The sequence below is a fragment of the Archaeoglobus veneficus SNP6 genome (assembly GCF_000194625.1).
Classification (GTDB): domain Archaea; phylum Halobacteriota; class Archaeoglobi; order Archaeoglobales; family Archaeoglobaceae; genus Archaeoglobus_C; species Archaeoglobus_C veneficus.
The window spans coordinates 882,960-895,476 of record NC_015320.1; the positions used below are offsets into that span (position 1 = coordinate 882,960).

The 12,517-nt window shown below is 48.2% G+C and carries 18 protein-coding genes, 1 tRNA gene and 1 rRNA gene; 5 read left to right on the forward strand and 15 right to left on the reverse strand.

What is annotated here, in order from left to right:
• Positions 1–77: 77 nt before the first annotated feature.
• On the reverse strand, positions 78–347 hold the full coding sequence (locus tag ARCVE_RS05060) for a hypothetical protein (protein ID WP_013683694.1): 270 nt from the start codon (positions 345–347) through the stop codon (positions 78–80).
• Between the two features lie 155 nt (positions 348–502).
• On the opposite strand from ARCVE_RS05060, the gene pscS reads away from it, so the two are divergent.
• Positions 503–1,630 carry an O-phospho-L-seryl-tRNA:Cys-tRNA synthase gene (pscS, locus tag ARCVE_RS05065; RefSeq protein ID WP_013683695.1) on the forward strand — a complete coding sequence of 376 codons (1,128 nt, stop codon included), beginning with the start codon at positions 503–505 and terminating at the stop codon, positions 1,628–1,630.
• On the opposite strand, the gene ARCVE_RS05070 is transcribed toward pscS, so the two are convergent.
• Positions 1,627–2,469 carry a DMT family transporter gene (locus tag ARCVE_RS05070; RefSeq protein ID WP_013683696.1) on the reverse strand — a complete coding sequence of 281 codons (843 nt, stop codon included), beginning with the start codon at positions 2,467–2,469 and terminating at the stop codon, positions 1,627–1,629. The genes pscS and ARCVE_RS05070 overlap by 4 nt on opposite strands.
• A gap of 81 nt (positions 2,470–2,550) precedes the next feature.
• A 5S ribosomal RNA gene (gene rrf / locus ARCVE_RS05075) occupies positions 2,551–2,672 on the reverse strand.
• Positions 2,673–2,764: 92 nt separating this feature from the next.
• Between rrf and ARCVE_RS05080 the strand changes: the two genes are divergently transcribed.
• The gene (locus ARCVE_RS05080) at positions 2,765–3,598 is read left to right on the forward strand and encodes a class I SAM-dependent methyltransferase (protein WP_013683697.1); all 834 of its coding nucleotides are present in this window, start codon (positions 2,765–2,767) and stop codon (positions 3,596–3,598) included.
• Between the two features lie 24 nt (positions 3,599–3,622).
• Here ARCVE_RS05080 and ARCVE_RS05085 read toward each other — a convergent pair.
• The 6 genes from ARCVE_RS05085 to ARCVE_RS05110 form a co-directional block, all read right to left on the reverse strand.
• Positions 3,623–3,695: transfer RNA gene (locus ARCVE_RS05085), tRNA-Arg, on the reverse strand.
• A 25-nt stretch (positions 3,696–3,720) separates the two neighbouring features.
• Entirely contained in the window at positions 3,721–4,491 is a 771-nt protein-coding gene (locus ARCVE_RS05090) for a carbon-nitrogen hydrolase family protein (protein ID WP_013683698.1), read from the reverse strand.
• 5 nt (positions 4,492–4,496) lie between these two features.
• Complete coding sequence (gene trxA, locus ARCVE_RS05095; protein ID WP_013683699.1) at positions 4,497–4,901, reverse strand: thioredoxin; 405 nt, start codon at positions 4,899–4,901, stop codon at positions 4,497–4,499.
• Positions 4,902–4,956: 55 nt separating this feature from the next.
• Positions 4,957–5,367: a hypothetical protein gene (locus tag ARCVE_RS05100; protein WP_013683700.1), complete on the reverse strand. Its 411-nt coding sequence runs from the start codon at positions 5,365–5,367 to the stop codon at positions 4,957–4,959.
• A gap of 19 nt (positions 5,368–5,386) precedes the next feature.
• Positions 5,387–5,896 (reverse strand): PUA domain-containing protein, encoded by a 510-nt coding sequence (locus ARCVE_RS05105; protein ID WP_013683701.1) that lies wholly within the window; start codon positions 5,894–5,896, stop codon positions 5,387–5,389.
• A complete protein-coding gene (locus ARCVE_RS05110; RefSeq protein ID WP_013683702.1) occupies positions 5,886–6,473 on the reverse strand; it encodes an undecaprenyl diphosphate synthase family protein in 588 nt (195 codons plus the stop codon). Before ARCVE_RS05110 ends, ARCVE_RS05105 begins: the two co-directional genes overlap by 11 nt.
• Positions 6,474–6,511: 38 nt before the next feature.
• On the opposite strand from ARCVE_RS05110, the gene ARCVE_RS05115 reads away from it, so the two are divergent.
• The gene (locus ARCVE_RS05115) at positions 6,512–7,708 is read left to right on the forward strand and encodes a TIGR00297 family protein (RefSeq protein ID WP_013683703.1); all 1,197 of its coding nucleotides are present in this window, start codon (positions 6,512–6,514) and stop codon (positions 7,706–7,708) included.
• Between the two features lie 27 nt (positions 7,709–7,735).
• Here the strand turns inward: ARCVE_RS05115 and ARCVE_RS05120 are convergent, their stop codons facing one another.
• From ARCVE_RS05120 to ARCVE_RS05130, 4 genes are read right to left on the reverse strand one after another with little or no spacing between them, the layout of a single operon-like run.
• Positions 7,736–8,515: a proteasome assembly chaperone family protein gene (locus ARCVE_RS05120; RefSeq protein WP_013683704.1), complete on the reverse strand. Its 780-nt coding sequence runs from the start codon at positions 8,513–8,515 to the stop codon at positions 7,736–7,738.
• Positions 8,499–8,699, reverse strand: coding sequence for an RNA-protein complex protein Nop10 (locus tag ARCVE_RS11075; RefSeq protein ID WP_013683705.1), 201 nt, complete (start codon positions 8,697–8,699; stop codon positions 8,499–8,501). Before ARCVE_RS11075 ends, ARCVE_RS05120 begins: the two co-directional genes overlap by 17 nt.
• A complete protein-coding gene (locus ARCVE_RS05125; RefSeq protein ID WP_013683706.1) occupies positions 8,696–9,514 on the reverse strand; it encodes a translation initiation factor IF-2 subunit alpha in 819 nt (272 codons plus the stop codon). The genes ARCVE_RS11075 and ARCVE_RS05125 overlap by 4 nt, the downstream gene beginning before the upstream one ends.
• Positions 9,515–9,550: 36 nt before the next feature.
• Positions 9,551–9,814, reverse strand: coding sequence for a DUF4405 domain-containing protein (locus ARCVE_RS05130; RefSeq protein WP_013683707.1), 264 nt, complete (start codon positions 9,812–9,814; stop codon positions 9,551–9,553).
• A 120-nt stretch (positions 9,815–9,934) separates the two neighbouring features.
• On the opposite strand from ARCVE_RS05130, the gene ARCVE_RS05135 reads away from it, so the two are divergent.
• Both ARCVE_RS05135 and engB read left to right on the forward strand, forming a co-directional pair.
• Complete coding sequence (locus ARCVE_RS05135) at positions 9,935–10,114, forward strand: preprotein translocase subunit Sec61beta (protein ID WP_013683708.1); 180 nt, start codon at positions 9,935–9,937, stop codon at positions 10,112–10,114.
• Positions 10,095–10,688 (forward strand): GTP-binding protein EngB, encoded by a 594-nt coding sequence (gene engB / locus ARCVE_RS05140; protein WP_013683709.1) that lies wholly within the window; start codon positions 10,095–10,097, stop codon positions 10,686–10,688. Before ARCVE_RS05135 ends, engB begins: the two co-directional genes overlap by 20 nt.
• 38 nt (positions 10,689–10,726) lie before the next feature.
• Here engB and ARCVE_RS05145 read toward each other — a convergent pair whose 3' ends face one another.
• Together ARCVE_RS05145 and ARCVE_RS05150 are read right to left on the reverse strand one after the other, a co-directional pair.
• Positions 10,727–11,920 (reverse strand): methionine adenosyltransferase, encoded by a 1,194-nt coding sequence (locus ARCVE_RS05145; protein ID WP_013683710.1) that lies wholly within the window; start codon positions 11,918–11,920, stop codon positions 10,727–10,729.
• Positions 11,921–12,073: 153 nt separating this feature from the next.
• Complete coding sequence (locus ARCVE_RS05150) at positions 12,074–12,514, reverse strand: hypothetical protein (protein ID WP_013683711.1); 441 nt, start codon at positions 12,512–12,514, stop codon at positions 12,074–12,076.
• Between the last annotated feature and the right edge of the window lie 3 nt (positions 12,515–12,517).

Below are 12,517 nucleotides of genomic sequence, written 5' to 3' on the forward strand. Positions count from 1 at the left end.
GTCACAACGGGGTATATAAATGTATCTGAGTATTCTGTAAACGACGAAAAGTTACCGTTAAACTCCAAACTGTCCAATCAAAACGCTTCAACTATTTGGTCTGGAGGGTTTTCAAGTTCGCGCAGTTCGGCTTTTGCCTCAAGCCCTCTAAAGAGCTTGTTTTTTACATCGACTATAACCTTACAGTATTGTGGGCAAACACCATACTTGGCTATGTTGTAACTCGTACAGAAATCTCTATTGGTGCAATCGGTGACGTCAACGACTTTGCTTTTCATATTTACTATTACGACTGCCTGAGTTCTTGGCAGAATGACCATGAAGTACTTCTCGCCGTTATCGGCCATTGGGTGTTATCCTCCGCCTATGGGTTTAAACTTTTTTGAATCTTTATGATAATAATGTGGAGCTATGATACCGAAACTACGAACTAAAGCACTTAACAATAGAAGAATACAGTAACCACAACGGTGATATATTCTTCCTTAAAGAACAGCAGCCAATGCCAAAGTTTGGATTCATCGAAAGGCAGACGAAGGACTTCATAAACATAGACCCCCTTCAAACCGGAGGAAAGCTAAGCGAGGAGGCAAAGAAAGCCCTCGTCGAATGGGGAGATGGTTACAGCGTCTGTGACTTCTGCACAGGTAGGCTGGAGGAAATAAAAACTCCTCCAATTTACGACTTTGTCCATGAAACTCTGCCGGAGTTCCTTGGCTGCGAAGTTGCGAGGATAACCAACGGTGCGAGGGAAGCGAAGTTTGCCGTAATGCACGCACTTGCCAGGCCAGACGCATGGGTAGTACTTGATGGCAACGCACACTACACGAGCTACGTTGCAGCAGAAAGGGCTGGTTTGAACGTTGCAGAGGTTCCGAACACGGGCCATCCCGGGTTCAGGATAGAGCCTGACAGGTACGCAGAAGTTATCGAGGAAACGAAGAAGAAGGGAGACGTTGTTCTTGCTGTACTGACGTACCCCGACGGCAACTACGGAAACCTGCCGGATGCGAAGCGTATAGCGAAAATATGCCACGAGTACGACGTCCCCCTCCTCCTGAACTGCGCGTATGCGGTTGGCAGAATGCCAGTAAAGATGAAGGAGATCGGGGCAGATTTCATAGTCGGAAGTGGACACAAGTCGATGGCCTCTGCCGGCCCCATCGGTGTTCTCGGCATGCGTGAAGATTACTCCAGCGCTCTTTTGAGGAAGTCTGCAAAATACAAAAAGAAAGAAATCGAATTTCTCGGCTGCACAGCAAGAGGCGTAACGATTATGACACTCATCGCCTCATTCCCCCACGTTGTGGAGAGAGTAAAGCAATGGGATAAAGAAGTCGAAAAGGCGAGATGGTTTTCAGCAAAGATGGAGGAGCTTGAAATCGTCCAGCTTGGAGATAAACCCCACAACCACGACCTGATGTTTTTCGAATCTCAGAAATTGTACGAGATTTCCAAAAAGGCGAAGAAGGGGAGGTACTTCCTCTACAAAGAGCTGAAGAAGAGGAAGATTCACGGTATCAAGCCGGGGCTAACAAAGCACTTCAAGCTCTCGACGTACATGGTACCGAAAGAGCAGCTTGAGATTGTTATAAGGGCATTTGAGGAGATAATAGATAGGTACAGCTAAGAAAGCACAACAAGCAGAATACCAACGAAGGAAAGAACGACTCCAGCAGCAATTTTTACATTTAGTTCCTCTCTCAGGGCCAGACGTGCAAAAACGGCAGCAATAACCGGATACACTGCGGATATCGGCGCTACCTTCTCTGAACCAATTAGCCTGATTGCCTCGACGAACGAGTAATTTCCCACAACAAGCACGAACATGCTTGCAATTCCGAGCCACTTAACCGTACTTCTGCTGAACCTGAACTCTCTTACAGGAACGAAGGCAGCCATTATTGCCGAAACTACGAGAAATCTGAGGCCCGCTACTGCTTCAGCGGGCAGATAGCCTACGAGGTAGTCCACGATTGATATGCTCACAGACCACGAGATCGCTGCCATGAGGGCGTAGCCAATTCCTCTGCTTTCACCGTTTCCATCTTCGGATATCAGGTATATTGCAATCACAACGAGAACACTGCCGAGCAGCAGGAGTGCTCCAACTTCTCTCCCATACACCGCGAACGCAAGAAGTGCCACGAAAATTGGATACGTTGACGAAACTGGAACGGCTCTTGCAACGCCGGAGCGTTTTAGAGCTTCGAGGTAAAATATGTCTCCTACAAAGAATGCAAAGATGGCGGATGTCACGAGCCAGAAGACGATGCTGGGTGTCAGAGTAGATATCACGTCATCGAGCTTGCCCTCGAGCAGTATTATGGCAACAAAGCCAAGAGCTGCGAAGGACGTCCGCATGAAGTTACCAGTCCACACGTCCGTGTATTCGAGGCCTTTCCTGTAAACAGCCCCTCCAGCGGCCCAGCAGAACGCTGAAAGCAATGCAAGCAGTTCGCCGTACATGTCATTCACTGTAGCTGTTATTCCAAGCAAAGGATCAAATATCAGCGTAGTTGCACGTCAGAATTGAATTAGAGGGTGGGAAGCCGACAGCTTCCGCGCTTCCCGTGCCCTCTCGGAACACAGTACAACGCGGAACGAAGCGGGGCTTAACTTCCGGGTTCGGAATGAGTCCGGGTGTTTCCCCCGCTTCTATGGCCGTCGGCAAAATACGCTTCGCTATGCTGTATTTAAAGATTTTGCTCGGCGATTTTTACGCAGTCAAAAATAAATACTCACGTAATATAGGGCAATGGGGATGTCTCTGCGTGAAATGCTAAAGGGCAAGGTCAGCGACGAGGAGCTCGCAAAAGTGAGGAGGAGCTTCGAGATAATTGGTGATATCGTCATCACAGACATACCAGACGAAATACTCCACCTCAAGGATTTAATCGTAGATGCAATTCTCAAAAAGCACAAGCACGTCAAAACGATTCTGAGAAAGGTTGGTGAGGTCGAGGGACCCTACAGGGTCGCGAAGTATGAGGTAATATACGGTGGAGAGACGGAAACCATAGCAAAGGAGCACGGATGCAGATTCCTGCTTGACCCCACCAAGGTTTACTACTCCATAAAGCTTTCGGGTGAAAGAGAGCGCATAGCAAAGCTTGTAAAGCCGGGAGAAAGGGTCCTGGTTATGTTTGCAGGCGTTGGGCCGTTTGCAATCGTCATAGCGAAGCTTGCGAAGCCGTCTGAAGTTGTTGGTGTAGAGCTTAACCCTGCTGCAGTTGAGTACTTCAGACGAAATGTCGAGCTGAACAAGGTTGAGAACGTTAAGGTTTATGGAGGAGATGTACGCGAAATCGTTCCGAAGCTCGAAGGAGGGTTCGACAGAGTTCTCATGCCGTCTCCTCAGATCGCCGAAAGCTTCGTTGACGTTGCAGCGATGAAGGTCAAAGAAGGAGGCTACGTTCACTACTACACCTTCGCGGGCGTGGAAGAGGAGGAGGAACTGCCAAGGAAAGTTGAGGAGCTTTTTAAGGCTCACGGTGTTGAGTGTAAGGCCGAATTTATGCGGAAGTGCGGGAACTTCGCACCCTATGTCAATAGGTACGTGGTGGATTTGAAGGTCTTGCGTAAGCAGCCTCGGTAAAAGATCTGAAGTAAAAATTAAACACGGACCCGCCGGGATTTGAACCCGGGTCAGGGGGTCCGAAGCCCCCGAGGATGTCCACCTACCCCACGGGCCCTTAAGCGAACTTGACCTTTGAGGATTTAATGTTTTGTAGGCATGCACAGCTCAGCATACGCTGCGACGTTTCTGTCCTGCAGGGAATAGTTCACCCTCCGATACATTCTGATCAGGGAGACATCGATCTCTGCCCAAACGATTTCTTCAGCCTCTTCGTCTGTATATGACGCAACAATACCCTCGAACGTGGAAATTAAACTCCTGCCGATAGTTTCTACGCCCGTAAACGTCCTTCCAACTCCTCCAGCTTTGATTACAGCATATGCGTTGTCAAATGAGCGGGTAAAGTAAAGGCAACTCCGCAACTGCTGAGCTGGCAACTCTGACTTTCTGAAGGACACGACGGGATTCAGAACTATGTCCACGCCTTTAAGGCCAGCGACTCTGCATATTTCCGGATACAGTATATCTGCGCATATCAGGGCGGCTATTCTGACCCCTCTTACGTTAAACACTCTCAGCTCTTCTCCACGGCTTATGCCCATATTTCTTTCCACTTTTGTTGGATGAATTTTCTCCTGCTTGCCCACGAATTCACCATGGTCGAAGATGAAAAGAGTGTTGTAGATTCGGCCATCTCTTTTTTCGAGAGCGTTTCCGGCAACGATACACGAATATTCCGAACTCCAGCACCTGATCGCTTCTACAGTCTCTCTGGATTCCTTTATCAAATCTTTGCCGGTAAGAGAAAAGTATTCAGGAAGAAGAAACAAATCGATTCCATCTGTGCTGGCAATCAGCCTCTCGGCACTCTCAAGCTCGCCAACTCTGCACTGAACGGCTGCAACTTTCATGGCGTTCAGACTAACAGATTCCTTTCAATCCATCTCTTGAGTTCACTTTTTGGCAGAGCTCCAACAATAGAATCAACGGGCTTTCCCCTTTTGAAATAGATCAGCGTTGGAATTGCAGAAATTCCGAATCTTGAGGCAAGGACTTCGTTTTCGTCGGTGTTCACCTTGGCAAACAGAACTTTACCCGCGTACTCTTTTGCGAGTTCCTCAATCACCGGGGCGAGCATTCTGCAAGGGCCACACCACTCAGCCCAGAAGTCCACCACAACGTTTTCGTTGTTCGAAATGACCTCGTCGAAGTTAAACAGGTTTACCTCAACGGGCTTTGCCACGGTCTCTCCTCCTTTCTTAGACATTTTTGACATAAGTTCCTTCAGCTTTTTGTTTCTTATTCTTTCAAGTTCGTCCATACGTGAGTCACTATAATACGCCCGTTTAAAACCTTTCGCTGACCACCCACTCAGGTTAGTCCATAGATGCTACGACCCTCCTCGCAATTAACTTTTCGAGCTTGGCAGCCCCATCAACGAGCACGTATCCATCGGTTTCGACACTGTGGACAATAGAGTTACCGATTCTGACATCTCCTGAAGCTTTGATTGAGTTGCCCACGCAGCCATCGAGGACTATCACGTCTCCCGAGGCGATAATGCTATTAAAACGCGTGTACGCTCCAATCACGGCCTTCCTGCACCTGATCGTGCCGTTTACCGTGCAGCCCTTACCGAGGTAGACCTCGTTACCCTCAATATCGCCCCAGAAGTTTGAGTACATCCCGGCAACTATCTTGCCATCAAATCTTACGTGCTTATCGACTATGGACTCTCTCTTAACTATGAGAATTTTTCTATCCAGATTCACGAGAAGCTTTTTCATTATTCTTCACCCTTGAAATTTATTCCATACTCTTCAAAACGCCCTGTCTCACGCTGACCGCAACACCTCTCTTCATTTCGAGCATCTCCTTGGCTGCGAGGATGGCCTTTCCAGTGGCGAGGAGTTCATCTTTCTCGTTTACTACTATCACTTCATCGTTGGGCCTTATTTTTTCATCAACGTCCACGACGTGCTTTGCGAAAACACTCTTGCCCTTGGCAATGAATTCGGATACATCGTTTCTAACGCATACTCTCAGCTTTGGATACGGGAAGGTTTTATGAAGTCTCCTCGCCCCTTCAATGCTTATGGTTAGAAGTCCCGAATCAGGTTTAACCGTTGCGATTCTTACACCATCGACGACCTGCCTCACTCTTCCAGTCGAAGAAAGAATGAAGCTGCAAGTTTCCGGAAAGAGCGCTTTTCCCGCCCCCCTTCCAAACTGATAGTCTGCTATGACCCTCACGAGCCTGAGCGCATTCGTAAAAGCTCCAACGCTTGACACGTCTTCGTTATCTCTACCGCCCATACCTGCGTTCCCTCCTCTGGTAGTCTCTCAGGCAGCGGAGGAAGTCAATATATCTAAAGCTTTTCCAGTCCATGTCAAGGAAGTGCATTTCGCTGTATATGCTCTGCCATATGAGAAAGTCTGGAATTAATGCTCCGGCCCTGACAATGAGATCTGGTGGAGATTTGATTCTTAAAAACGCTTCAATGAGTTCTTCGTCTACCTCCTCTGGTTCGAGCTCTCCTTTCTCAACAAGTTCTGCGAGCTTCCTGACTGCCTCGACGATCTCGGCTCTCCCACCAAGGCCTGCGATTACATTCAGCCTGACGTTTCCCCGTTGCCTGTCAAGCACACCTTTGCTGTGAATGAGTCTACAACCAAATTCCTCCGCAAGCCTTTCGAGTTCGGGTGTGAAATCGTGAACGCATATTGTTATCTCTTCAATCCCAAACTTCTCACACCACTTCACAAATTCGGTAAAGCTATCGGCATTTTCAATTAAATCATCCACAACGAGCATTATATGGCGTGGTTTCTTGCCCGCAGCCACTATCTTTTCAAGTCGCCTTGTGTAGACGCTCCTGATGAGATCGAGCATCGGTAAAATTTTTAACTTGCCCTACTTAACCCTTGCCGATGTTCCTGCTCATACTTCTGTCCCTACTGATACCTATTCTTCCAGAAAGAGTTGTAGTCGGACTTGCCCTCGCTGTGTTGCTCGCTTACGCCATTGTTAGAGATATAAAACCTGGAATCAGTAGGGTTGATGAAACAACGTCTTACTTCAACTCTATCCTCCTCTCGACTCTGATGCTCTCAACGACGCTTCTCGGCGTGCCGAAGAATGTCGTGGGAGCAGCGATGATCCTTGCAGAGCTTCACGGTTTGAGGGAGAAAATATTTAGAGGAGCAATAAAAGACATAGCCTTATTTACGGCGTGCGGTCTCGTGTACTTTCTCTATTTCCACTACGTGACAAAAACGCCCTTCAACATGGACTACCTCTTCTTCCTGTCCCTCACGGGCAGCCTTGCCGCATCTCTTGTTGAAAGTGTTGAGACCGACAGCGATAAAAGAACAACACTCTTGCTTGCGTCCGCCACGACTTATTTGATCTTTAACATATACGCGCTCCAGACGACTTTACCCGATCTCGCAAAAGCGTTTGCGATATCATTTGCCCTGAGTCTCGCCGCGACGAGGGCAGGGGTTGCAGACGAGAGCGGACTGCTGAGTGCAACGCTGATTGGGACTCTTGTGATAGTCTTTACGGACATAAGATACTTCCTCGTTCTCCTTACGTTCTACATGCTTGGCAGCGCTTCAACCAAGTATCGATACACTCTAAAGCTTCAAAGGGGGATTGCAGAACCTGCGGGAGGGGCGAGGGGATATGCGAACGTTTTTTCAAACAGCCTCGCGCCTCTCTTCTTTGCAATAAATTACGGCTTTTACGGATTCGATGCTTTCAGCATCGCCTTTGTCGCTTCAGTTGCAACCGCTCTTGGCGATACGATGGCGAGCGAGGTGGGGAAGACGGCCGAGAGAGTTTACCTGATAACCAACTTCAGAAGGGTTCAGCCCGGTGTCAGCGGAGGTGTTTCGGTTAAGGGAGAAATGGCCGCCTTCGCCGGGTGCGCGATCGTTTCTGCAATCGCCCTTGCTTCAGGAATCGTTGGGCTGAAAGGTGCGACAATCGCCCTCTTTGCTGGCTTCGTGGGTGTTCACGTTGATAGCATACTGGGTGCGACTCTCGAAGAAAAAGGATTGCTCACTAACGCTGGCGTTAACTTTTTTGCGACGCTTTCGGCAGGCCTGCTGTGTCTGCTGTAAGAGAGGATTAATAAAAAATTGAAAATACTACCGGAAGTACCTCAAATCCTCGTCGCTCTTCCACTGCTGCATTGCAGCCTCCTGCAACTCCTTTATCTGGGCTATGAGCTTCTCCATTTCCTTTGCCCTCTCGTTGAGTGCTTCGATGCTCACATCGAGGTTCAGCATCTGCATGAGCACATCAAGCACGGCCTTGGCACTCTTCGGATCCACCATGTAACCCGACGTAACACCCATCAAGCACGCAGCTTCTATTCCCTCGAGCATGGAAACGCCAAGAAGCAGGCCGGAAGCTCCAATTATGCCCCCACCTGGCTCACCTTCCTCGAATCTGACTCCGTAACTCTTCAGTTCCTCGACAAGCTTCGGGCTATTAGCAGCTCCGAGGACGTAGGGTTCCTCGACGAGCTTTCCTACTCCGTATCCGCCGAGGGTGTATATTCTCTTCGCCCCAAAGCGCTTCGCAACGTCTATGTAGGCGTTTACAAGCTCGAAATGGCCTTCGTTGCTTATGCTCTGGAAATCTCCGACGAGGATGAGTAAATCCGGCGAATCGCCGCTGGACTTGTACGCATATACTTCGTTCTTCGGCATGCTCACAGTTCCGTCCTCCATTACCATGACCTGCGGAGGAAAGTGGTGCGAGTATATCTCGACAGCGAGTTCTGTATCTAGTTCCTTTACGAGGTGGTCTGCAACGAGCTTACCAACGTGGCCTATGCCCGGCAGACCCTCTATGAACACTGGGTTTTCGAGACCCAATTCCTCGACGCTCTTGACAAAGCGAACGTCAACCCTTTGAAGCATTTGACCACCTCCTTATATTGAAGAAACCAAGCTCTTTCCTGAGCATCCTGCGATACCTGCCGTAGGGATCCTCAGGCGAGAAGCGGGGTGGGATGGGCATATACGTTTTTCCGCCGCATTTGGGACAGACCTCTTTGAGTGTATATGTTCCACAGCTTCCACACTTGCGCATCTTTACCTTCATACTGCTTCCCTCACGAAGTTGCCCTCTCCGCCCAGCTTCTTAATCGTCCTTAAAACACTCGAGGTCACGTTCTTCAATACCTTCTCAGCCGTCTTGTAGTCTTCGGCCTCGATTATTACCCTGTAGCGGGGAGCTCCGACATACTCAATTTTCATGTTAACACCGTTTGCAAATTTGTAGGCCTCGGTGAGGGCCTTCTTTATTCTCTCAATTCCGTCTGGAGCGTTGCTCTTGAGTTCGAAGTAGCCACGAACTTTTACCTTGGGTGGTTTTATGTTTTCGTGGGCTATCTCTGCCATGGCCTTGGCAAACTCCTCTCCGACGATTGGTGAGAGCACCTCATAGCCTTCGAAGGCAATCTCCTCAAAAGCGCCGTAAATTGTGTCATACTCTTCTATCAGCTTCTTTCCTATCTTGGCAAGCTCGTCTCTCTGCAGGCCAATTTTCTCACCAACTATTTCCAGCCACTTAAAGGCCTTGAGTTCGTTCTTCCACTGCTGTATCTTCTCTCTCTTCTGTCTTTCGTTGACATCCTTAATAGAGAGGTCTATGTGCCCCCTCTTTGGATTTACATCGAGAACCTTGCAAACGACCTTCTGCCCCTTCTTCACGTAGTCCCTTATGTCTTTAATCCAGCCTGGCGCAACCTCACTAATATGCACGAGTCCCTCTCTACCCTCGTACTCATCGAGAGAGACAAAAGCGCCAAAGTCGAGAACTCTTGTGACAGTTCCTATTACAATTTCGCCTTTTGCCGGATAACCGCTTCTCCTGATAATCAGCCGGTCTTCAGCTTTTTTACCTTTCTCGGTCATCCAAGTTCCTTTGGAGAGAGGTAATTTAAAGGTTGCCTAAGGTCGCTTCCGCTTCAAAACTCTAAGCTCGTTTACGAACATTCTCCAGTTCAGGACAAAGTGAAGAACAGCAATTGCAATTATTGCAAGGCCAACATACTCGTGGTATTCTCTCCATGTGCCCTTCTCGAGTCCGAAGATTACAATATGTCCGCTCTGCGGCCCTTTAGGAGACAGGAAGAGCAGTATACCACTTATTGCCTGAAAGATGCCGGTGGCGATCAGACTGAGAGTGACGATAACTTTACTTTTCGCACCCATGGTGCTACATACTTTGGAGGAGATATATAAAATTTAATGGAGTAAATGGCGAGAAGTAGCGGTATAGATTAGAATATAAGGGTAGTTAAAGTTAAATACCCGCTGGCCAGAGGATATACCATGGCGAAGGGCCAGAAAACCAAGACTCCGCCTCTAATGTCCTCGGCGGGTATAATGAGGTACTTTGAGGAAGAAAAGACCCAAGTAAAAATAAGCCCGAAGAGCATTCTCGCCTTTGGTTTCGTCATCGGAGCACTGATAATCGTCTTAAATGCATACTATGGACTCTGGCCGGGTTAAGCACGAGATAATCTTCGTTGGCCGCTCCAACGTTGGAAAATCCACTCTTTTTTCTGCTCTCTTCGGGAAAAAGGTTAGAAAAGGTAAGAAGCCTGGTACCACTATCAAGCCCAACTTTTTGCAGTATCGCGACCTGCTCATCACGGATTTGCCGGGCTACGGCTACATACGGGGGGTAAATAGAGACTTCAATGAGAGGGTTAAGGATTTCATAGTCCACTATATAGAGAACAACGCTAATAGGATTATAGTCTCGGTTCACGTAATAGATGCGAAGGCCTTTCCAGAAGTGGTCGAACGATGGGAGAGCAGGGGCGAGATTCCGGTTGACATAGAGATGTACGAGTTTCTCGATGAGGTGAGCAATGTAATCGTTGCTGCAAACAAAATCGACAAAGTAGAGAATGTTGATGAAACCCTCGACATCATAGCCGAAAAGCTCGGCATGCTCTCTCGCGACATGATATTTCCAGTGTGTGCCAAAAAAGGGGAAGTAAAACCTCTCAAGGAGGAGCTCAAAAAAAGGCTTGTGAGAGCTGGCAGGAGCGATTTGCTCGGGGTTTTCAGGCGTTAAACGTTTAGTCTTCTCAGCCAAAAAATTTTATAAAAATTTCAGAAGGTGTTCAGTTCTCCGTTGATGACCATCTCCGTTATCTTCGTTATGTCGGACAGCCACTCCTCGGCAACTTCTCTGATTCCGGGTTCCATTTTCTCGACTTCATATCCTTTCTCCGGTATTATCTGGATGCTGAGAGCCTTAGGCTCGTTTATTGGCTTTCCTATCTGGGACAAAATTCTGACGTAGATTTCCTTGATTCCCTCCACTTTCTCGACACAATCGCTCGCTATTGCGTTGGCAAGCAGGTTGTAAATCTTGCCCACGTGATTTATCGGGTTCTTTCCGCTTGTGGCCTCCATGCTCATAGGTCTTCCCGGAGTGATCAGCCCGTTGCACCTGTTGCCCCTTCCAACGCTGCCGTCGTCACCATTCTCTGCTGATGTACCCGTGACGGTGAGGTAGTAGCAGCCCCTTTCGTAGTCATCAGCGGTGTTAACGTTGACTATAACTTCTCTCTCCGTGTACTCGCCTGCTATGTCCTTAACCCACTCGGTAAGTTCCTGCTTTATCGCATCGTACTCCTCTATGTCGTTGAGGTATCTGTCAATAAAGGCACACGCGATGGTAAGGGTAATCCGATCTTTCTCCCTGAGCCCCATTACCTTAACATCTTCACCAACTGCAGGATTTTTCCGCCTGAACTCGTTGTATATACGCTGTTCGACATTGTAAACGAGGCGTTCGGTTTCGCTGAGGGGGGCATAGCCTATACCGAAGGATGTATCGTTTGCGTGCGGAACTTTTCCGCGTTTAAATACATCCTTGAGGTCAGTACTGCCCTCACCAAGCCTGACATCGAAGACAATGTCCGTTTCAACGTCCAGACAATGCATGTGCTCCCTGATGTAGTCCTTCGCAGCTTTAAGGGCGATCTTGTCCGTTGGGATGTAAACGCCCTCAAAGAACTTCGTCGCCCTGCCGACGAGAAGGACGTAGATGGGCTCTATCACCTCTCCTCCGCCAAATTGTGGGTTTGATCTACCGGCAACAATCTGAGTTTCATCGGTGTTGTGATGCAGAATAGTACCAAGGCGCTTCATGTATTCTTTGCTCAAAGCCCTGCTCATCGCCTCTGCCATCCCGTCCGCAAGGCTGTCAGGGTGACCAATGCCCTTTCTCTCGACTATCTCAATCTGCTGCTGTTCAATAGGAGTGTGAACGATTTCCTCGACATAAATGTTCTTCATTGGACTCACCGATGCAGGAGGATTATGAAGAGATATAAATATTATCCCCTAAACACGTGAGGTCTTTTATAGGCGGTGATACAAAATCCTGGAGAATTGTTTTGCTTCTTTTGAAGCTAAAAAATAATTCTGTTAAGAGTTAGCTCTTAAGACCTACTGTACCTCTGCTTTCCTCATGTTCCAGAGTCCAGTGACTATGCTGTATGCGAACTTTGCAGCGAAGTAGAATATCGCAACGGCAAATACAGTTGTTATGGGGGGAAGAGAAGAGCCCCCAAACACATACTTCGCAAAAAGCATGTATGGAGAGAGGATTATAAAGAAGACAGACGAGTTTATGGCTATTTTCCGGAAGAATATTCTCGAGTATATTTCGTTCATCTCCGCCTGCAGTCCGTCGTACGCTTCTTTGTCGTTCATTATGATCGCGAGCGTTACGGCATCGTAGTACTCAGCAAGCTGTCTTTCCTCCTGCTCAAGTTCCTCCATATGCCTTTTGAAAACTATGGGCACAATCTTTTCCGCAGCTTTCTCGGAAATAACAACTGCAACAAGGGAAGAAGTCACAAGCAGGAACGATGCAGCGTCGAGCATTTC

What these genes read in the sequence shown, in the direction of transcription:
- ARCVE_RS05060 (WP_013683694.1), bottom strand. Translation starts at nt 347, where the DNA reads ATGGCCGATAACGGCGAGAAGTACTTCATGGTCATTCTGCCAAGAACT.
- pscS (WP_013683695.1), top strand. Translation starts at nt 503, where the DNA reads ATGCCAAAGTTTGGATTCATCGAAAGGCAGACGAAGGACTTCATAAAC.
- ARCVE_RS05070 (WP_013683696.1), bottom strand. Translation starts at nt 2,469, where the DNA reads ATGTACGGCGAACTGCTTGCATTGCTTTCAGCGTTCTGCTGGGCCGCT.
- ARCVE_RS05080 (WP_013683697.1), top strand. Translation starts at nt 2,765, where the DNA reads ATGTCTCTGCGTGAAATGCTAAAGGGCAAGGTCAGCGACGAGGAGCTC.
- ARCVE_RS05090 (WP_013683698.1), bottom strand. Translation starts at nt 4,491, where the DNA reads ATGAAAGTTGCAGCCGTTCAGTGCAGAGTTGGCGAGCTTGAGAGTGCC.
- trxA (WP_013683699.1), bottom strand. Translation starts at nt 4,901, where the DNA reads ATGGACGAACTTGAAAGAATAAGAAACAAAAAGCTGAAGGAACTTATG.
- ARCVE_RS05100 (WP_013683700.1), bottom strand. Translation starts at nt 5,367, where the DNA reads ATGAAAAAGCTTCTCGTGAATCTGGATAGAAAAATTCTCATAGTTAAG.
- ARCVE_RS05105 (WP_013683701.1), bottom strand. Translation starts at nt 5,896, where the DNA reads ATGGGCGGTAGAGATAACGAAGACGTGTCAAGCGTTGGAGCTTTTACG.
- ARCVE_RS05110 (WP_013683702.1), bottom strand. Translation starts at nt 6,473, where the DNA reads ATGCTCGATCTCATCAGGAGCGTCTACACAAGGCGACTTGAAAAGATA.
- ARCVE_RS05115 (WP_013683703.1), top strand. Translation starts at nt 6,512, where the DNA reads ATGTTCCTGCTCATACTTCTGTCCCTACTGATACCTATTCTTCCAGAA.
- ARCVE_RS05120 (WP_013683704.1), bottom strand. Translation starts at nt 8,515, where the DNA reads ATGCTTCAAAGGGTTGACGTTCGCTTTGTCAAGAGCGTCGAGGAATTG.
- ARCVE_RS11075 (WP_013683705.1), bottom strand. Translation starts at nt 8,699, where the DNA reads ATGAAGGTAAAGATGCGCAAGTGTGGAAGCTGTGGAACATATACACTC.
- ARCVE_RS05125 (WP_013683706.1), bottom strand. Translation starts at nt 9,514, where the DNA reads ATGACCGAGAAAGGTAAAAAAGCTGAAGACCGGCTGATTATCAGGAGA.
- ARCVE_RS05130 (WP_013683707.1), bottom strand. Translation starts at nt 9,814, where the DNA reads ATGGGTGCGAAAAGTAAAGTTATCGTCACTCTCAGTCTGATCGCCACC.
- ARCVE_RS05135 (WP_013683708.1), top strand. Translation starts at nt 9,935, where the DNA reads ATGGCGAAGGGCCAGAAAACCAAGACTCCGCCTCTAATGTCCTCGGCG.
- engB (WP_013683709.1), top strand. Translation starts at nt 10,095, where the DNA reads ATGGACTCTGGCCGGGTTAAGCACGAGATAATCTTCGTTGGCCGCTCC.
- ARCVE_RS05145 (WP_013683710.1), bottom strand. Translation starts at nt 11,920, where the DNA reads ATGAAGAACATTTATGTCGAGGAAATCGTTCACACTCCTATTGAACAG.
- ARCVE_RS05150 (WP_013683711.1), bottom strand. Translation starts at nt 12,514, where the DNA reads ATGCTCGACGCTGCATCGTTCCTGCTTGTGACTTCTTCCCTTGTTGCA.